Annotated in this window: 15 protein-coding genes and 1 riboswitch; of the genes, 5 read left to right on the top strand and 10 right to left on the bottom strand. The window is 47.4% G+C overall.

Going from position 1 to position 19,367, the window contains the following annotated elements; genetic code table 11:
- Window positions 1–219: 219 nt before the first annotated feature.
- Entirely contained in the window at window positions 220–1,824 is a 1,605-nt protein-coding gene (locus tag MHH92_RS00605; protein WP_036607266.1) for a CTP synthase, read from the bottom strand.
- A 452-nt stretch (window positions 1,825–2,276) separates the two neighbouring features.
- Window positions 2,277–2,846: a DNA-directed RNA polymerase subunit delta gene (rpoE, locus tag MHH92_RS00600; RefSeq protein WP_047841137.1), complete on the bottom strand. Its 570-nt coding sequence runs from the start codon at window positions 2,844–2,846 to the stop codon at window positions 2,277–2,279.
- A 462-nt stretch (window positions 2,847–3,308) separates the two neighbouring features.
- Here rpoE and MHH92_RS00595 point away from each other — a divergent pair, with 462 nt between their 5' ends.
- On the top strand, window positions 3,309–4,463 hold the full coding sequence (locus tag MHH92_RS00595; RefSeq protein WP_036607270.1) for a S8 family peptidase: 1,155 nt from the start codon (window positions 3,309–3,311) through the stop codon (window positions 4,461–4,463).
- 293 nt (window positions 4,464–4,756) lie between these two features.
- On the opposite strand, the gene argS is transcribed toward MHH92_RS00595, so the two are convergent.
- The 5 genes from argS to MHH92_RS00570 all read right to left on the bottom strand — a co-directional run bounded on the left by argS (window position 4,757) and on the right by MHH92_RS00570 (window position 10,280).
- Window positions 4,757–6,436: an arginine--tRNA ligase gene (gene argS / locus MHH92_RS00590; RefSeq protein WP_340901566.1), complete on the bottom strand. Its 1,680-nt coding sequence runs from the start codon at window positions 6,434–6,436 to the stop codon at window positions 4,757–4,759.
- Window positions 6,433–6,858 carry a DUF1934 domain-containing protein gene (locus MHH92_RS00585; RefSeq protein ID WP_340901565.1) on the bottom strand — a complete coding sequence of 142 codons (426 nt, stop codon included), beginning with the start codon at window positions 6,856–6,858 and terminating at the stop codon, window positions 6,433–6,435. Before MHH92_RS00585 ends, argS begins: the two co-directional genes overlap by 4 nt.
- A 265-nt stretch (window positions 6,859–7,123) precedes the next feature.
- Window positions 7,124–7,393, bottom strand: a complete 270-nt coding sequence (locus MHH92_RS00580) for a DUF6171 family protein (protein WP_340901564.1) — start codon at window positions 7,391–7,393, stop codon at window positions 7,124–7,126.
- On the bottom strand, window positions 7,393–8,874 hold the full coding sequence (locus MHH92_RS00575) for an alpha-N-arabinofuranosidase (protein ID WP_340901563.1): 1,482 nt from the start codon (window positions 8,872–8,874) through the stop codon (window positions 7,393–7,395). The genes MHH92_RS00580 and MHH92_RS00575 overlap by 1 nt, the downstream gene beginning before the upstream one ends.
- A 218-nt stretch (window positions 8,875–9,092) precedes the next feature.
- Complete coding sequence (locus MHH92_RS00570; protein WP_340901562.1) at window positions 9,093–10,280, bottom strand: WD40/YVTN/BNR-like repeat-containing protein; 1,188 nt, start codon at window positions 10,278–10,280, stop codon at window positions 9,093–9,095.
- Window positions 10,281–10,676: 396 nt separating this feature from the next.
- Between MHH92_RS00570 and MHH92_RS00565 the strand changes: the two genes are divergently transcribed.
- A complete protein-coding gene (locus MHH92_RS00565) occupies window positions 10,677–10,808 on the top strand; it encodes a hypothetical protein (RefSeq protein ID WP_340901561.1) in 132 nt (43 codons plus the stop codon).
- Window positions 10,809–11,116: 308 nt separating this feature from the next.
- Here MHH92_RS00565 and speB read toward each other — a convergent pair whose 3' ends face one another.
- The gene (gene speB / locus MHH92_RS00560) at window positions 11,117–11,986 is read right to left on the bottom strand and encodes an agmatinase (RefSeq protein WP_036607280.1); all 870 of its coding nucleotides are present in this window, start codon (window positions 11,984–11,986) and stop codon (window positions 11,117–11,119) included.
- Window positions 11,987–12,001: 15 nt separating this feature from the next.
- Window positions 12,002–12,829: a polyamine aminopropyltransferase gene (speE, locus tag MHH92_RS00555; protein WP_340901560.1), complete on the bottom strand. Its 828-nt coding sequence runs from the start codon at window positions 12,827–12,829 to the stop codon at window positions 12,002–12,004.
- 413 nt (window positions 12,830–13,242) lie between these two features.
- Between speE and MHH92_RS00550 the strand changes: the two genes are divergently transcribed.
- Window positions 13,243–15,321, top strand: a complete 2,079-nt coding sequence (locus MHH92_RS00550) for a transglycosylase domain-containing protein (RefSeq protein WP_340901559.1) — start codon at window positions 13,243–13,245, stop codon at window positions 15,319–15,321.
- Between the two features lie 204 nt (window positions 15,322–15,525).
- Here the strand turns inward: MHH92_RS00550 and MHH92_RS00545 are convergent, their stop codons facing one another.
- Window positions 15,526–16,029: a YwhD family protein gene (locus MHH92_RS00545; RefSeq protein WP_221824814.1), complete on the bottom strand. Its 504-nt coding sequence runs from the start codon at window positions 16,027–16,029 to the stop codon at window positions 15,526–15,528.
- A 101-nt stretch (window positions 16,030–16,130) separates the two neighbouring features.
- On the opposite strand from MHH92_RS00545, the gene MHH92_RS00540 reads away from it, so the two are divergent.
- Both MHH92_RS00540 and MHH92_RS00535 read left to right on the top strand, forming a co-directional pair.
- Entirely contained in the window at window positions 16,131–18,122 is a 1,992-nt protein-coding gene (locus tag MHH92_RS00540; protein ID WP_340901558.1) for a M1 family metallopeptidase, read from the top strand.
- A gap of 10 nt (window positions 18,123–18,132) precedes the next feature.
- Window positions 18,133–18,984: a hypothetical protein gene (locus MHH92_RS00535; protein WP_036607309.1), complete on the top strand. Its 852-nt coding sequence runs from the start codon at window positions 18,133–18,135 to the stop codon at window positions 18,982–18,984.
- 245 nt (window positions 18,985–19,229) lie between these two features.
- A riboswitch (cyclic di-AMP (ydaO/yuaA leader) is annotated at window positions 19,230–19,367 on the top strand.

The raw sequence follows: 19,367 nt of genomic DNA, 5'->3' as shown, positions 1-19,367 counted from the left end.
CTCCTAGAATTAGGAAAGCATGCACATCTTCGAATCTGGATAACTATCCCATAGTCGTCATGATAAGTATTCTACCTCTTCCATTAAAATCCTGCTACCTTCACAAAATGACAAAAAGCATTTCCACCTGCTTTCTACGCAAAAAAAAGGATGTTCCGGCATCCGCTATGGTTGCCAGGAACATCCCCAATATCTATTACGTTAACACAAAAAAATTTATTACTTCTGCGCATTCACCAGAGAAGCTTTTACAAAATCACGGAACAATGGTTGCGGACGGTTCGGACGGGAAGTGAATTCCGGATGGAATTGTACCGCCAGGAACCATGGGTGTCCTGGAAGTTCCACGATCTCAACCAGACGTCCATCCGGGGATGTACCCGAGATAACCAGTCCTGCTTTTTCGATCGTTTCACGGTATTCATTGTTGAACTCATACCGGTGACGGTGTCTCTCATACACCAGCTCGTCATCATAACAAGCCATCGCCAAAGAACCTTCCTGAAGCTTACAAGGATACAGACCCAGACGCATCGTGCCACCCAGATTCTCGATATCTTTTTGCTCAGGCAACAGATCGATCACAGGGAATTCCGTAGCCGGATTAATTTCGGAACTGTTCGCACCATTCAAGCCAACGATGGAACGTGCATACTCAATAACGGAAACCTGCATACCCAGGCAAATACCGAAGAACGGAATTTGTTTCTCACGAGCATAACGAATTGCCGATACTTTACCTTCAATACCACGATCTCCGAATCCACCAGGAACAAGGATACCGCCAATACCATGTAACAGGTCGCCTACATTCTCATCCGTAATATCTTCAGAAGGAACCCAGCGAATTTTCACATCAGCATTGGATGCAAATCCTGCATGAGACAACGACTCAACAACACTCAGGTATGCATCATGCAACGCTACATATTTACCAACAATAGCGATCTCAACTGTATGCTCCAACTTGTTGATCCGGTCAACCAGCCCTTCCCACTCGCTCATATCCGGTGCAGGAGTAGTTAGTTTCAGGTGATTTACCACGATCTCATCCAAGCCTTCTTCACGCAGGTTCAAAGGTACTTGATACAACGTGTCTGCATCACGACATTCAACCACGGCATTCTCATCAATGTCGCAGAAGAGAGCGATCTTGGCTTTCATGTCTTTAGACAATTCATACTCCGTACGGCATACAATCACATTCGGTTGAATACCGATGCTGCGTAATTCCTTAACACTATGTTGCGTTGGTTTTGTTTTCACTTCACCAGCTGCTTTGATATAAGGAATAAGTGTTACGTGGATGTACATCACATTGTCGCGACCTACATCACTCTTGATCTGACGGATAGCTTCCAGGAATGGCAGACTCTCAATGTCGCCCACTGTTCCACCAATTTCCGTAATAACCACATCCGAACCCGCTTCACGTCCAGCGCGGAATACACGCTCTTTGATCTCGTTCGTAATGTGTGGAATAACTTGTACCGTTCCGCCCAGATATTCCCCGCGCCGCTCTTTGCTGATGACGGAAGAGTATACTTTACCAGTCGTGACGTTGCTGTTTTTGGAGAGATTAATATCAATAAAACGTTCATAGTGGCCAAGGTCCAGATCTGTTTCCGCGCCATCATCCGTTACAAAAACCTCGCCGTGCTGATAAGGACTCATTGTTCCCGGGTCGATGTTAATATATGGATCAAATTTCTGGATCGTTACCTTAAGCCCTCTGTTTTTCAGCAATCTGCCCAGAGAAGCAGCCGTAATCCCTTTGCCCAGGGAGGACACAACTCCGCCCGTCACGAAAATATACTTTGTCACTGTTATTACCCTCCTAATATAAGTACAGAAATTCAGGCGATATATGGTGTTATCGTAACCTGTTTCCCAGGTAATCATCGTTAAAAAGAGCAATGGCAGAAATTCCCTGCATCTGCGAACTGCTCTTTCTGCGAAGACGGTTTAAATACACGTTGTTCTACAGCAAAAAATGGTGCAAATATTCCGATGGCCTTCATTCCATTTGGTGTTTTTGATATACAAAAACGGGCCACGAAATGTTGGCCGGGAGCATACGGAAAAAAATCATTTTGCAAAATTATGCCTCTAAAAATACAAAAAAAAGTACTCCCGCAGGACGGGGCACCTTCTATAAAAAACATAAATATATTGTCGCTCATTCATAAGCCCATGCAATAGTTTACCCGTTACCCCGTCTGCTGTCAAGGCTGACTATTCCGGGGAAACGGGTAAATTATAGACGTCAAAAATGACTACCGATTATCAGAATCGTCGTCAAATTCATCCTCGTTTTCGGACTCTTCTTCGTCTTCTTCGAGGTCTTCATCTTCCAGATCGTCATCTTCAACCAGCACTTCTTCTTCGCTGTCTTCTTCGTCAAAGATGTCGTCTTCTTCTTCCTCTTCTTCGTCTTCTTCTTCGTCTTTATCCGTGCTGTCGAAGCCTTCATCGCTGCTATAGCTGTCTTCTTCTTCACCGAAGTCTTCATCTTCCAGATCATCGTCTTCATCGTTGATGATACGCGGACGCTTCGCACCCGTCATGGAATCTTCTGTTCCAGCTACCGGATACCAGCGCTTTAAGCCCCACAGACTTGTACCGACGCAAGCAAAACGGCCATCGATATTAATCTCGGTATATAGCTGGGCGATAAACTCGTTGATTTCTTCATCAGTCATTCCGCGCTGCTTCGCTACCTCATTCATTAAGTCACGATAGTAATACGGCGTATTAGCCGCTTTCAGCACCATAAAGGCAAGGTCCACCAAAGGGATCTCTTTTACCTTTTCTTTATCAATTTTCAAATTGAGCGAGGTACTCACTGCAGACACTTCCTCTCACACAAAATTCACTTTTTAACCCCTACGAACTGGACTGTTACGTATAACATATCCATTAACAAACCTAAGTAAAACCTATTTAGCGTTAAAAAGCAAGTTTTTATGTACGGATGTGACGCAAATGCGGAGAGCAGCAACAATATGTCCACATATTAAACGTGAAGTGACATCAAACCCACAGGAATATCCTCTTTGCCAAAGAGACAACTCCATAATAAAAAAGACGGAGTCCCCTCCGCCTTCTGACTGTATACCCTTGGAGGATTACTCCTCACCAGGTTCCCCGCAAGAGCCCTCTAGCTCTCCATCCATCATATGTCCCTGCGCCCGTTTTGACACGAAGAGAATGTGTTTTTGTAAAAAAAGGGCAAGTTCCCCATGCGGCGGGATGAGCGCATTCATAGAATACCTCAGCATGTTCATCCCGAAGGGGGGCTGCCCATTATGGACTATACTGGTTTATTGCATCAATTGATTGACGGAATGCGACGCCCTGAACCAGAACAGGGTGGGCGATATTTGATCCGATTTGCCAAACCGCAGCAGTACGAGGCCTGTCTTGTGGAATTGTCCCGAATGCGGAATGAATTCACCGACCTTGGGGCTGTCCGTTCCTCGCGACTGGCTCGTTCCATTATCGCTCCAGTCCAACGCCCGGAGGACCTATACCGCTATGGGGATGAAATTACGATTGAAGAAGACGTTCCCATCTCCCTTCATGCCACTGCACTCCACAGCAAACCAAGCAATGCTCAAGGCATACCCTGGGGAGTGAAGCAGATTCGGGCGCCCAAAGTATGGTCTGTGTCTACCGGACACCGGATTAAAATCGGTGTGATTGATACAGGTGCTGATTATCATCATCCTGATCTTCGTTATTCACTGGCACGTGGAATCAATCTGTTAAACCGCAGCCTGCTTCCTCATGATGATAACGGACATGGCACCCACATTGCAGGGACCATCGCCGCAGCCAACAGTACCGCAGGCATGATTGGTGTAGCTCCACGCTCCCTGATCTATCCGGTGAAAGCATTTGACCACAACGGATCGGCTTATGTATCCGACATTGTACTTGGCATCGACTGGTGTGTACGCAACAAGGTCGATATCATCAATATGAGCTTTGGCATGAAAACACGTAGCAAGGCGCTTCTTGACGTTGTCAACCGTGCGTACCATGCCGGAATCGTTATTGTTGCTTCGTCAGGAAATGACGGCAAACGCCGCAGTATTGATTACCCTGCACGGTATCCCCAGACCATCTCTGTTGGGGCAACCGACAAAAACAGACGTATTGCGTCCTTCAGCAATCGTGGCGCATATGTGGATGTCTATGCACCCGGTGATAAAATCGTCTCCTCTTGGGTACAAGGCAAACATCACGAGATGAGCGGCACATCCATGGCGACGTCCCATGTGAGTGGCGCTATCGCCTTGCTGCTCTCCAAACATCCGGGGTTATCCCCTAGTGAAATCAAGACACTCGTCAAACGTGCTACGATCCCGTTGCGCGCCCGCAAGACCACCACCGCAAAAAGCAAGGTGCGCGGTGGTGAGATTGATGCCCTGAAGCTAATGCAAGAGGGCGGGGAGTGAGCCAGCTCTGTCAGGCGTCAGCAGAACTTGATTGAGGCTTCGTGGCGAAACGCAGTAGCCCGGCCCAGGCAGTACGCACGAAGGAGTATTACGTACGTAGCGGCTGAAACTCTAGGTTACGCCCACTGTGATGTCAGAGCAGGCTAGTGTGCCTTGGATGGACCAGGCATTTCGTTTCTTCAGCTAGGGCACAGAACAAAAAAAGTCTCCATGTACCACGTTGAAGGCACTCAACATGGACATGGAGACTTTTTGCCTTAGGCAGAGCGGCGGATAGGCCGCGAGCCTGGAATTTACATTTTGTCAGGAGCGGTTACGCCTACCAGACGAAGCGCTGTTGCGATAACGGTACGTACAGCACCGATCAGTGCCAGACGTGCTTGAGTTTGCTGCGCGTCTTCCGTAATGACACGTTCTGCACGGTAGTAGCTGTGGAACAGGGATGCCAGCTCGTATACATAACGGATGATACGATGAGGCGCATATCCTGTTGCTGCTGCCGAGATTTCCTCAGGCAACTCTCCCATTTTGCGGAGAAGGTCATACTCGTGCTCTGTTGTCAGCTTGGACAGGTCAATCTGTGCCAGTGGCAGCAGTTCAATACCTTGTTCTTCAGCCTGACGGTATACGCTGCATACACGTGCATGCGCGTATTGTACGTAGAATACCGGATTCTCATTGGATGTCGAAATCGCAAGGTCCATGTCAAAGTCCAGATGGGAGTCCATGCTGCGCATTGTGAAGAAGTAACGGATCGCATCAATGCCGACTTCATCCATCAGGTCTTCCATCGTTACAGCTTTACCTGTACGCTTGGACATCTTCACTTTTTCACCGTTCTGGAACAAGCTCACCATCTGTGCAATCAAGACCACCAGTTTCTCAGGGTCATTACCCAGTGCTTGCATCGCGGCTTTCATCCGTGGAATATATCCATGGTGATCGGCACCCCAGATGTTGATCATCGTGTCGTATCCACGAGCATATTTGTCGCGGTGATAAGCAATATCTGGCGTCAGGTAAGTATACGTGCCATCGTTCTTAATCAATACACGTTCTTTGTCGTCACCGTACTGCATCGTTTTTAACCAAGTTGCTCCATCTTGCTCATAGATCTCATTGCGGTCACGCAATTCATCAAGCACTCGCAGCACTTCTCCGTTGTCGTACAGGGAAGTTTCGCTGAACCAGATGTCAAAGTTAACACGGAAGCGATTCAAGTCACGTTTGATCTTGTCCAGTTCCTTCTCCAGACCAAAGTCACGGAAATAAGCCGCACGGTCACCCGGATGCATGGATAGCAATTCGTCACCCTTTTCAGCAACAAGCTGCTTGGCGAATCCTTTAATATCTTCACCGTGATAACCGTCTTCAGGCATCTCAGCATCCTGACCCAGCTCTTGCAGATAACGAGCTTCAATGGAACGAGCCAGATTAAACACCTGATTACCTGCATCATTAATGTAGTATTCACGGGTTACATCATATCCTGCGTAGTCAAGGATGTTACATAGTGCATCACCTACAGCTGCTCCACGGGCATGACCCAGATGCAGGCTGCCTGTCGGGTTGGCACTGACAAACTCCATCTCGACTTTGCGTCCTTCTCCGATGTTAATTCTTCCGTAATCTTTATCCTGCTCCTGCACAAGCGCAAGTACTGGATAAAGGTAACTCTTGTCCAATTTGAAGTTAATGAATCCTGGGCCCGCAATCTCAGCCTTCTCGATTCCGGCTTCAGCCAGATTCAGATTGGCAATGATCTCTTCAGCAATCTGACGCGGATTGCGCTTGGCAATCTTGGTCAGCTGCATGGCAGCATTGGTCGCCAAGTCCCCGTGTGTCTTCTCACGCGGCACTTCCAATGTGATGGCTGGCAATTCGTCCTGCGTAACAATTCCGGCCGTCACAATGGCGTTGCCGATGGCCGTACTTACCCGTTCGTTAATCGTATCTAGTGGATTACGTGTCATGAAATTGGTTCCTCCTGTATATGCAAACTAATCGCGAAATGTCCAGATTCTTCATCAAAGCGGTAAAAGTCGTAGCTCCACGTTGCGCGTGCGCTCAATCCCTGAATGGAAAGTTCCAGCTTCTGTGTATGCGTGGACAGGGCAAACGACATGTATGGTGATCGGTAGAAACCAGGAAGCTTCCGATTCAACTCAAAAGTCTGCTCCGATTCTACCTCACCATGACGTATAATCTTGATGGATTGTCCGCCCAGCTTCAATGTTGTACGGGTTGTACCTCCCTCAGGTCCAACCTGCGGTTCTTCATAACGAACATAAAGAACAGACCCTTTTAACACGGCTTCACCCTGCATTTCCTGCAGCACATCTTCACCTTCATAACGGCTGTGCAGCCGGATGTGTACCGGTCGCATGTTCGACATGAATGTTAACCTCCATTATATTCGAGGCGACGCAAAATCAGGCACGGCTGGTGAGAACAGCCCTTCCCGTATTGTTGTGTCGCTATACGCGCTCATATTCCCGGATAGCTCGCTATCCTACACTCTACTGTATAACTATATCCAGTTCCCTCGCTCAATTCAAATCCAAATTCAGAGTTTTTTCCTCATCAAGCCAAAAAAGAAGAGCCGCACCTGTAAAGTGCAACTCCCTTTTGCTTCATTATAATAAGATTCGTTCATCCGATCAGGCCCATTGCGATTCATAAGGAAAAGGACATGTTGACTCACTCAGCTTCGCTCGCACCTGTATGAGACAACCACAATGCCGACAAGTTGTGCCATATTGCAATCCCGGACAAGCAGAGCAGATGGAGAGCCGACGTTCATATTCCTCATCCTGTACCGTCGGACGCGAACGCGAGGCAATCTCCACAAGTCTGGCCATTTTGGCATCGCTAATCTTCACATCGTACTGATCATTACAGCCCTTGCAAGGTTCCTGCCTTTTCATCATTAACCCTCAACAGCGATGACCCCAACCGATGCTGGAGGAAGAACAAAACGTAAGGTGTTATTCTCCAGTGTGAGTCCTTCCCACGCCACAGGCTGAACATGATTCGGCTGTTCAAAGGTATTAAATGCACCAAAATCAGTATGGTGCAGAATCTGCCCGTTTACTTTAGCCGCTTGAGCTGCGTCCAGCTGACACACAACTTCCAACTCATCCGTGTGACTCAGATTACAAGCTGTCACATGAATGACCCCATCCTTGTTGCGGGATGCTGATAAACTGAGCTGTGGAATGGTCTCTTCCCCGAATGTGTATCCTGGGCTTTCATAATTCAAGTCCAATCGCTGTGCATCCATATGAACCTGATACATATCAAATACATGGTACGTAGGGGTCAGGAGCATTTTGTCCCCTTCCGTGAGCACAAGCGATTGAAGCACATTGACGATCTGCGCAAGATTTGCCATGTGTACCCGTTTATTATGTTGGTTGAAAATATTCAGGTTAACACCTGCAAGCACAGCGTCCCGCATCGTATTCTGTTGATACAGGAACCCTGGATTGGTTCCCGGCTCAACGTTATACCACGTACCCCATTCATCCACAATAATGCCGACTCTGCCCTCTGGATCATATTTGTCCATAATCTCGGAGTGCTTCACCAGTAATTCATCCATATGGAGCGTCTTTTTCAAGGTGGTGAACCATTCAGCCTCACCAAATCCTGTAGCTGCGCCTTTATCGTTCCACTCTCCTGTAGGGATGGTGTAATAATGAAGACTGATTCCATCCATAAAGCGAGCAGCTTCCCGCATCAGGACTTCCATCCATTCATAGTTACCTTCGTTCGGTCCACAAGCGATTTTATAAATCTCGTTCCCGGAATAGTTACGTACATATGTAGCATACCGGCGATATTCATCCGCATAATATTCAGGGCGCATATTGCCGCCGCATCCCCAGTTCTCATTTCCCACGCCAAAATACTTCATTTTCCACGGTTCTTCCCTACCATTACTCTTACGCCAGTTCGCCATCGGGGATTCGCCGTCAAATGTGATGTACTCCACCCATTCCTGCATCTCCTGCACTGTACCGCTACCCAGATTGCCACTAATATATGGCTCCGTGCCGAGCAACTCACATAATCTCAAGAATTCATGTGTACCAAAGTGATTGTTCTCTTCCACACCGCCCCAGTGTGTATTGATCATACGAGCACGCTCACTCTTCGGACCTACACCATCTTTCCAGTGATATTCATCGGCAAAACAACCGCCTGGCCAGCGAAGTACTGGAATATTAAGCTTCTGCAAGGCCGTCAATACATCATTTCGAATCCCATCCGTATTCGGAATAGGTGAATCTTCTCCTACCCACAGCCCCTCATAAATACAACGTCCCAAGTGTTCGGAAAAGTGACCATATATATTGCGATTTATTAATCCTTTATCAGAATCCGCCTTTAAAATAACATCAACCATAATTTCAACCTCCATATAATGTATTGTTATCGCTTACAATAACTCGTTTTAGAGTAGGTTTCAACCGTTTTTATTTCTACACAAACAAGCCTCTTCCTGTGTAATTGATTAGGAAGAGGCTTGTTTGTTATAGAAATTCATACAGAGACTTACCAAATTGATTTTTATACATTTCTAATTTGGATTTGCCCGTTTATTATTTCAGAATAAGAGACTACTTAATCCTGCTCTGAAGGCAACAACATTTTTTGTGTCCACGTCGTTCCACCATCTGTAGTCTGATAGATCGCAGGAGAGTTATCACTTGTGACTACGAGCCAACCCGTCTTGGCCGATGGGAACGAGATACGGGAACTGTATCCCGGATCTTTCAGGTCAATATTTTTCCACGTGGAACCTGTATCATAAGAACGTCCAATACCCACTTTGCCAGCTGCGGGTGAACCTGCAGACAGATACGCCGTCTGATTACCAATCAACGCCATGTTGCCGGGATGACCACCCGGGTTGGCTGGTCCGTTTCCTTTGCCCGTACTGTTTGTAGCCGGTGCAGGACCTCCCCCTGCTGTGGATTGCGCAAATACTTGGGTCCAGTTCTTGCCTTGATTACCGCTCGCATAGAGGGAGTACGATTGTTGGGACATGCCTGCATCACCATACAGAAGGGCCCATACTTGCTGGCCATGTGCATACAGATCCGCTCCGCTCCATGTGTCTGAGACAACTCGAAGAGAGGTTGTCCAGTTCTTGCCGCCATCACTCGTTTGCTTCAGATGATATCCCGATCCAGGTACAACCACGACAGCATACCCTTGTTTCTCTGTTGCAAAGGCAGCTGCACGCGTGTTGGCAGGTGTATTCATTTTACTCCAGGTTACCCCGCCATCCTTCGTCTGATATGCACCATTATAGGTGTAACCATAACCTACATCTTTATTGCGAAAATCAATTCGTTTGAATTGAATGCCCGGCGTATCGAGCCGCGTCCAGTGCGATCCCCCATCATGGGTACGGATCAGATAGGTTGCAGGTGAATCCTTCACTCGCGCCAGCGCATATCCGTTCACATTATTCGGAAAATCAAGCTGAGTGAATTGCCACTGCCCGGTATATATGGACTGCCACGTACATCCTGCATTCGAGGTACCGATCAGGAAGCCTTCACCCCCAGCTCGTCCAGTCGTATCATTAAGAAAATCAATGTCAGTAAATTGCAGGTGTTGCTCTTCCACACCGCTGCCCTTTTTTAATGTAGCAGATAGTCCATGATCTCCCTTTCCACATGCCTGTGAGGATGCAGCGTTAGCACCTGATAACGTATGTACCGGACCCATCCCCCAAGCCAGCGTTAACGATAATGCGAGTGCACTAATCCGTTTCCATGTCATTGTACTCTTGGTTGTCATCGTAACACCTCCTTCTATGGTTTTACCCAAATATGATGGTTCTAACGTAACAATCTGATTAACCCTGATGACAATTTCGCAAGAAAAAAACCACCTTTACCCATGATTGGTATCATGCAGGCAAGGGTGGTTGATTACTAAACGTTGTGTACTCTAAGTTAAATGGGAATGTCCTGATACCAAGGATAACAAAACTGATACTTAATAAAAGGCATAAAAATTAAGATGGAGTCATACCAAGGCACGATATCTGCGTAAGAGGAGAGTCCATACTAACACATGAAATAAATGGTAGAGGCAAGGGAACATACGTGCTATAATTAATGTTATGGACTTTTGAATATCGGTGGATGTTTTCCAGACCACGGCGCAGCTTCCCGAAAGGGGGTGACGTCGTTGGTCAAACTTGTGGCGTTGCTTGATGTAATCCGATGGATTGCTGCGATCCTCAGTATTGTACTGAGTGGGCGAAAGCTTCACCGTTGGTTGCGCAAAAAGTTTCGTAGCAATCGAAAACCCACCTCATAAGGTCGGAAGCCTGACGGTGGGTTTTGCTTGAATAGCATTATTTAGTTCATGCGCGCCGTGGCAATCCACAGCCTTTCGGGTCCTAAGAGTCTTTACCGTTGGCAGCGGTAAAGGCTCTTTTTAGTATATGACCGAACCCGATCACCATATACTTCACGAATGTAATATATCAATTAATATACTACTGAATACTTATGTAGTCAGTATAGCACAGCTCTGTACAAAAGTTAACAATACAAAACGCCCTCCCCTGCGCAAAGTTGAACCCGCGCAGACAGAGAGCGTTATACTTATCGATTATTCTGTGATTATTTCACGAATCCAAGAAGCATTTCACGGATCAGCTTCGCAGCTACAATCTGTGTCTGTTGTGTTGGATCATAGATTGGTGCAACTTCAACCAAGTCACAACCAACTACATTTACATCAGATCCTGCGATCATATGAATGGCTTCCAGCAGTTCCTTGGACGTAATGCCGCCCGCTTCTGCTGTACCTGTTCCTGGCGCTGCTGACGGATCAAGCACATCGATGTCGATGGTCACATACACCGGACGGTTGCCCATCTTCGGAAGAGCTTCCTTCATCGGAGCTGCCACTTCAAATGGATAGAAGTTGATGTTCTCGCGACCGTACTGGAACTCCTCACGGGAACCGGAACGGATACCGAACTGATAGATGTTTTTGCCACCCATCAACTCAGCTGCTTTACGTACTGGCGTGGAGTGGGACAATGGCTCGCCTTCATAGTTTTCACGAAGGTCTGCGTGTGCATCAATATGAATCAGAATAAGATCCGGGTATTTCTTGTACATCTGTTGGATGACTGGCCAAGTAACCAGATGCTCGCCACCGAGACCAACTGGGAATTTGTCGTCAGCGAGCAGACTGCCGATGTATTCATGAATTACCTCAAGGCTGCGTCCCGCGTTACCAAAAGGCAAGAGCAGGTCTCCAGCGTCAAAGTATGTCATGTCTACAATGCTTTTGTCGAGATATGGGCTGTACTCTTCAAGTCCAACCGATGCCTGACGGATATGAGATGGGCCGAAACGGGAACCCGGGCGGAAGCTGACGGTGTAATCCATCGGCATGCCATAGATAACCGCTTTGGAGTTCTCATAATCCTCAGAGCTGCAAATAAATACGTTTCCTGAATAAGCTTGATCCAGTTTCATTAATGATTTCCCCTTTTATTTCGTTAAATCTTCCACGAATTTAGGAAGTACAAATGCTGCTTTGTGCAGACGCGGAGAGTAATACTTGGTATCCATCTCCGAGATTTGAGTCTCATCCACTTCGAGCGGGTCATGTTTCTTGCTACCCATGGTGAATGTCCACAAACCACTTGGATAGGTTGGAATATTACAGCCGTACACATGTACGATCGGGAAGATTTCTTTGACGTCTTTGTTCACCTTCTGGATCAGATCCGCCTTGAACCAAGGGTTGTCCGTTTGGGCAACGAAGATTCCGTCTTCTTTGAGTGCTTCGTAGATGCCTTGGTAGAAACCACGCTCAAACAATGGAGCAGCCGGGCCTACAGGCTCCGTGGAGTCTACGATAATCACATCGTATTCATTTTTATGTTCAATAATATGCATGTAGCCGTCGTTTACAAGCACTTCAACATTAGGCTCGTCCAACTTGCCGGCAATTTCAGGCAAATATTTTTTAGAGTATTCAATGACTTTACCGTCGATTTCGACGAGAACAGCTTTTTCTACAGCAGCATGCTTGATGACTTCACGAATGACTCCGCCATCGCCGCCACCGACAACCAGAACTTTTTTCGGATTTGGGTGTGTGTTCAGCGCAGGATGTGCCGCCATTTCGTGATATACGAATTCGTCTTTTACGGTAGTCATCACCATGCCATCAAGAAGCAACATGTTACCGAATTCCTCGGTCTCTACCATGGCCAAATCTTGAAAATCCGTTTTCTCTGTAACATAGGTCTGCTTAATCTTCGCGGTGATCCCGAATACCGGGGTCTGTTTCTCCGTAAACCACAATTCCATAATCTCTACCTTCTTTCCGTAAAGTTAATGATCAGCCATACCCGACCAAGCGCTGTGCACTATAATCGGTTCGCCCAAGCACGTCCAGCGTTCGGCGCCATATCGCGTTATCATTGCTGGCCTGCGGGAAAGGTCCGCGGTTCACTTCATTATATAGATTAAATTTGACCAGAGCATGCAGAGCGTCTGACTAATCAATGAATCAATGACCATTCGTCTGTTCGTCCTTACGCGCTTTAGTATCTTGTGCCGAATCTTACCTTTTCATTACCCTTTTGCATTATACGCGATTGACGTTTATACTGCAAAACGGTTTTTCCGGCGAAAATGCTACATTTTGTTCGCTTATGCACCCGATTGAATATCCCTGCCAATCAAGTCCCATACTGGAAGAAAAGAGAGGAGCCCGTTCCATGACCAAGCCAAATCAAAAGACCCGCAAACGCGGGTTCCGTGTACGTAAATTGTTTAAAAACCTGTCTCTGCTCGCCGTGCTCGCCATACTTGCTACCGCTGCAGGATTAGTCTATCTATACGCAACCAGCCTTCCCCTAGCAGACTCTGATCGGAATTCCAGATTACTGGACAGTCAGGGTGAAGTCATCGCTACCTTCTCCGCAGGTGGCAAAGACTCTGTACCCGTTCAACTGGAGGATATCGCTCCAGATTTGGTCCATGCCACTCTGGCTGTAGAGGACCGCAAATTCTATAATCACTACGGGTTCGACGTGCAAGGGATGGGACGGGCTGTGCTCGTTAACCTCGAACATATGCAGATGTCGCAAGGTGCGAGTACATTGACTCAACAGCTGGCGCGTAACCTGTATCTATCTCATGAGAAAACATGGACTCGCAAAGCCAAGGAAGCCATGTACACGGCGCAATTGGAGATGAAATACAGCAAGGATGAAATTTTGCAGATGTATCTGAACGAAATCTATTATGGGCATGGTGCGTACGGAATCGAAGCGGCTTCACGAATGTATTTTGGCAAGTCAGCCAAACAGCTGGATCTTGCAGAGAGTGCCATGCTGGCAGGAATTCCGAAAGGACCTACCTACTATTCACCCTATAACCATATGAAGAATGCCAAAGACCGACAGAAGATTGTGCTGAATGCCATGGCCGATATCGGCAAGATCACCCAGGCCGAAGCGGATAAGGCCTATGAGAAAATGCTTTCGTTCAAACCGGAGAGCGAGCGTAAAACGGTGGAAAGTGCTCCGTATTTCCGTGACTATATCCGGAATCTGGCCATCAGAGAGCTGGGAATCAGTGAAGCGATGCTGGATCATGGGGGATTGAATATCTACACCACCCTGGATCTGCGTGTACAAAAAGCAGCTGAAGATGCCATAGCGAAAGGTATGGATGCCAAAAGTGAGCTTGAGACGGCTCTCGTGTCCATCGACCCTCGTACGGGTTACATCAAAGCCATGGTAGGCGGCAAGAATTACCGCACCAATCAGATTAACCATGTACTGGCGACAACGCGCCAGCCAGGTTCGGCGTTTAAACCCATTATGTATCTGGCAGCCCTGGAATCCAAGCAGCTCACCAGTGCATCCATATTTAACAGTGAACCTACCCTTTTTCACTATGACAACGACCGCAAAACCTATAAACCCGGCAACTTTGGAGACAAGTATCTGGGTGAGATTGATCTAAGACAGGCGATCGCTGCTTCAGACAATATCTATGCGGTGAACACCATTATGCAGATCGGTCCTGATCAGGTTGTGAGTATGGCAAAAAACCTCGGCATTACAAGCAACCTGAGCGCCGTACCTTCTCTTGCACTGGGAACGTCACCTGTCAGCCCGCTGGAGATGGCGTCGGCCTTTTCCGTCATTGCTGCTGGTGGACAACGGACGCCACCTGTCGCCATTCTGCAAGTAACAGATGCCGCAGGACGTGTACTCTATGAATCGCCTCAAACCAAGGCTGAGACCGTCGTGGAACCTGCAGCAGCTTATGTCCTGACTCGTTTAATGGAAAGTGTCTTCGAAAATGGAGGAACGGGTAACCGGGTGTCTAAGGCGATCAAACGTCCGGTAGCCGGAAAAACGGGAACAACCAACACGGATGCCTGGCTCGTTGGATTCACACCGGAGCTCTCCACCGCGGTATGGGTTGGGTACGACCAAGGCAAAGCCATCTCAACTTCGGATGGCCGCCGGGCAGCGCCGATCTTTGCCCAGTTCACAGAGCAGGCACTTGCGAGCGTACCACCCAAAATTTTCACCGTGCCTGATCATGTCGTAAGTGTCTATATTGACCCGGAATCCGGCAAGCTGGCAGGCAACGGTTGTGAAGAGAAACGGCTGGAAGTTTTTATTGATGGTACTGAACCGACAGAGGTATGCCATGGCACGACGGATGATTCGGATTCTGGAGAAGATGAGAAGACCCGTCAGGTACAGAATCAACAAGGCATACAGGAAGAGAAACATTCCTGGTGGGGAGATTTCAAACGTTGGTGGGTAGAATGACGCAAATGCGCGATGACTTAGTTGCGTCACCTACGACCCTTGGTTATATTGAGGAATTGGAAATGGAATTTCACTTCAGATGAAAACTCATATTTATTCAGATCGATGAATATGATTAATGCAAAAGCAAAAGACCCCCAACCGAACTTTCTGGTTAAGGGGCCTTTTGCTTTTTTTCTTTTAGACTGTGTTAAAAGATCTGCCTTAGGCGAGTGCTTCCTTCAATACATCTGGAGAAGCATTCCACCATTCCTCGTTGTGTGAGATCAACAGTGTCTTAAGTGCAGCTCGAGCTTCGGGTCCAAGCTCATCCAGCATGAAGCGACGCTTCAAGGCATAATCCATGCGATTCACATGTTCCGCCAGCAGTTTCCATCCACGTCTTGCTTCTGTATCAATCCACATCTCACATGCCGTTGCTCCACCATACAGTTGGCCTTCCTCCGTGCGATCGACAGCTACCCACACCAGCCATACCTGGCGTCCGTTGGGCACATCCTCACGATTGGTAGAGAACTTGATATTGCGTTCCACTTTGCTCTTCGCATGCATCGCACCGATATCGATTTTGGCTTCGCCATTATCAATAATGACCGGGGAAAGGTTATTCAGCTCAATGGAGCCTGCACCGAAGCCTTTATGCTTGCTTTTTGCACTAACGATATTCAAGGCAATCTGTTTTTTGCCGTTTTGCTCGTTTTGGTCCATGTTTATAACCTCCAAGGGTTGATACAAATATTTTAACTAATAATTGCCCCATTGCAAACATATACATGCTGTAGATGCTTGTCAACGGGAGGTATTTAACGATGATTCCACGACGCGCCAAGAGCTGGCTCACTGCATCCCTGGCCCTGTGTGTACTTGCCGGAGGGATATGGATCACTCTGGGTTATAATCGCTCAACTCATTCCGAATTGCCAGTACTCGCCCCCGAATCGGGCAAGCCTAAGGCAATAGCCCCAACGCCAGCACCTCCAGAAAGTGTACAGACCCCTACTGCCGAAGTGTACAGCAACCGTGTTGTGGAATATCACATGGATGTAAAACTGGTCGAAGGGAATGTACTGGAAGGGACTCAGACGATTACCTGGACACATCCAGGTAAAAAAACCGTCAGCGAGCTTTACTTTCATATGTATCCCAACGCCTTCTCTTCTGCTGACACCACCTTTATGAAGGAATCCGGTGGAAAGCTTCGGGGTGATGTCATGCCTACCAATGGCTACGGCTCCATGAACATTACCGAAATGAAAACGGAGGACGGGCTCTCTCTGCTACACAGGATGCAGTATGTGCAACCAGATGACGGAAATATCAAGGACACCACCCTCATTAAAGTACGCTTGCCCAAACCCGTCAAAGGCGGGGAAAGCATCACGCTCCACACCCGATTTGAAGTGAATCTGCCGAAGATTTTTGCCCGGATGGGAACTGCTGATAATTTTGTCATGGCAGGTCAATGGTTTCCCAAATTAAGTGCCTATGAACCTGTGGGCAGACGTGGACGAGCAACGGAAGGCTGGAATCTGCACCAGTACCATGGCAATTCAGAGTTTTACGCCGACTTCGGTATATATAGTGTACGTATTCGGGTGCCTGAAACATACAAAGTTGCTGCTACCGGATTTCCGACGCAGCAAGCCGTGGTGAAGAATGGAGAAAAGGTCTATCAATTCTATGCCGATGATGTGCATGACTTCGCATGGGCAGCTTCACCGGATTTTGTCTACGCCGAGGAACCCTTCTCTGCACCCAATGTGCCTGGTGTACGAATCAAGTTATATCTGGACCCTGCTCATCAGGATCTGAAAGAACGTTATTTCTACGCCGCGAAGGCCGCACTAGCCAACTATAGCAAATGGTTTGGCCCATATCCTTACGCTACCTTATCCATCGTAGTTCCACCCAAAGCGGGGAACGGCGCTGGAGGTATGGAATACCCTACGCTAGTTACAGCCTTTGGAGCCGATGACACCACGCCAGGTTATGACCTGGAACGAACCGTAGTCCACGAGATCGGACACCAGTACTTCTACGGCATGGTTGCCAGCAACGAATTCGAGGAAGCCTGGCTAGATGAGGGATTCACCTCTTATGCGGAAGATAAACTGATGGAGCAGGAATACGGACTGATTCCGAACCTGCCAGTACAATCGGGACTGATTACGTCTCCTTCATCTTTAACACAAGAATCCTGGAAGTTCGATTCACAGAATGAGTATGCAGCCAATGTCTATACACGTGGCAAACTTGTATTGCTTGGTATCGAACATCAAGTCGGCACAAAAAAGATGGAACGCATTCTCTCTACCTATGTGAAGAAGTACCGTTTCAAACATCCCACTTCGGCTGATTTTCAGAAAATTGTGGAACAAGTGACCCGCACTTCCTGGTCTGATTATTTTGACCAATATGTCTATGGTAACGGGATGGCTGACTTTGCTGTAGAGAAGATTCGTGTTACGCCCGTACAGAAAGACGGTCAAACATTGTACGAGTCATCCGTGACGATCGCAAAAAAAGGTAGTGATTACAGCGCCGTTCCTGTTCGCATTGCTTTTGAAGACGGGCATATCCTCACCAAGCAATGGAATGGCAAAGAAGAGCGCATCACGTATAAATTAACTCACACATCCCCCGTATCCTGGGCCATGACCGATCCCCTGTACTCGATCGTGCTGGAGAACCGCCATATGAACAATTTCCTGAAATCCGGACTGGATGAGCAGACGAAGTCCCGCTGGAGCATGAGTGTAACCAAACTAATAGAAGCCATATTCGGAGGTCTGTCATGGTGAGGTGGAAACGGTGAAAGCGAAAATACGTGAAGGCTGGTTTCTCGTCCGTCAGCATATGTTCATTGCCGCACTCTTATTTCTTTATCAACTCATTTGGGGATATTTCTTCTATCGAATGGTACAATCGGCCGTCATCCCACTGCTCCTTCGCTATCCAGATGCTGATGCCGGTGAGCTGAGTACACTTTTGTTCAAAATGGAAAGTCAACTTAACCTGTCTACCCATCCGGAGGTTCATCGTTATCTATGGATTCTCGGGGGCATGCTGCTGGTTCGCATGTTGATCAGCCCCCTCATTCAGGCAGGACTGCTCTACTCACTTCAGCACTTTAATTCTACAGAAGAGCGCATCCCCTTTGTCCGCGGAATCAAAAATCTGTGGAAACCGATGCTGCTGCTCCACACCATACGTACATTATTGATACTTCTGCCCGCCTACTGGCTCATACCGAAGCTCTACTCGATTCTCATGGACGGATTTCATTCCCTTCAATTACTTTTGCCTGGTATACCTTATGTTGCTGCCTGGATTGTATATGGTTGGATCATCCACCATGTCATACTCTACATGCAGTTCGGTGTTTCGGCACCAGAAGGAGAAGGCGGGGCTCACGGTACCCTCAAAGCACTCTGGATTGCACTGCGTCATCTCATCGCTGTAATCGGCATTGCACTCCTGCTGGGCGGAGTACACCTGCTCGTCTTTGGGGCATTCACTACAGCCTCATGGTTATTAACGGGGCTTACCGGACTTATACTACAACAGACGTATCCACTTGCCAGATGTCTATTGAGTCTGTGGAAAATATGCAGCCATTTCCGATTATGGCAGTCCAAAATATCCAAAGGTGAGAGCAGATAGTTTAAAAATTGTTACCATCACATGTTAAACTCATGGCCTAATATGTACTTATAAATAGGCAAACCTCAACCTTTCCCCGTCAAAGGTCGAGGTTTTTTTTGCTAAATTTGTTGCTAAACGTTGCCAAAGCCGTACTCCTCTGTTACAATAATCGCAGTGAGTTTTTAGTAACAACTTTGTAATCTTTACATTCATATTTGTAACTACTTAAAATTAAATCGTCATTTCTTGATTTCGCAGGTGCATAACTAGCATAGCCAAATTCCTGGCACCTGGGAAGCGGGGGAACCAGTTATGGGTGAATTGATCTTGCTACAGAGGGATCATAGGGGACCTTCAACCGAATCCTTAAGCTAACCTCGCAGGCGTTGGAAGGGGAATAT

It is taken from the genome of Paenibacillus sp. FSL M7-1414 (assembly GCF_038003195.1).
Lineage (GTDB): Bacteria > Bacillota > Bacilli > Paenibacillales > Paenibacillaceae > Paenibacillus > Paenibacillus amylolyticus.
This window is presented reverse-complemented; position numbering and strand designations above follow the sequence as displayed.

Excerpts from the sequence above, each read along its gene's own strand:
- MHH92_RS00545 (WP_221824814.1), bottom strand. The coding sequence starts at position 16,029 with ATGGACCAAAACGAGCAAAACGGCAAAAAACAGATTGCCTTGAATATC.
- MHH92_RS00570 (WP_340901562.1), bottom strand. The coding sequence starts at position 10,280 with ATGACAACCAAGAGTACAATGACATGGAAACGGATTAGTGCACTCGCA.
- MHH92_RS00580 (WP_340901564.1), bottom strand. The coding sequence starts at position 7,393 with ATGATGAAAAGGCAGGAACCTTGCAAGGGCTGTAATGATCAGTACGAT.
- MHH92_RS00585 (WP_340901565.1), bottom strand. The coding sequence starts at position 6,858 with ATGTCGAACATGCGACCGGTACACATCCGGCTGCACAGCCGTTATGAA.
- MHH92_RS00595 (WP_036607270.1), top strand. The coding sequence starts at position 3,309 with ATGGACTATACTGGTTTATTGCATCAATTGATTGACGGAATGCGACGC.
- speE (WP_340901560.1), bottom strand. The coding sequence starts at position 12,829 with ATGGAATTGTGGTTTACGGAGAAACAGACCCCGGTATTCGGGATCACC.
- argS (WP_340901566.1), bottom strand. The coding sequence starts at position 6,436 with ATGACACGTAATCCACTAGATACGATTAACGAACGGGTAAGTACGGCC.
- MHH92_RS00540 (WP_340901558.1), top strand. The coding sequence starts at position 16,131 with ATGATTCCACGACGCGCCAAGAGCTGGCTCACTGCATCCCTGGCCCTG.
- MHH92_RS00575 (WP_340901563.1), bottom strand. The coding sequence starts at position 8,874 with ATGGTTGATGTTATTTTAAAGGCGGATTCTGATAAAGGATTAATAAAT.
- speB (WP_036607280.1), bottom strand. The coding sequence starts at position 11,986 with ATGAAACTGGATCAAGCTTATTCAGGAAACGTATTTATTTGCAGCTCT.
- MHH92_RS00550 (WP_340901559.1), top strand. The coding sequence starts at position 13,243 with ATGACCAAGCCAAATCAAAAGACCCGCAAACGCGGGTTCCGTGTACGT.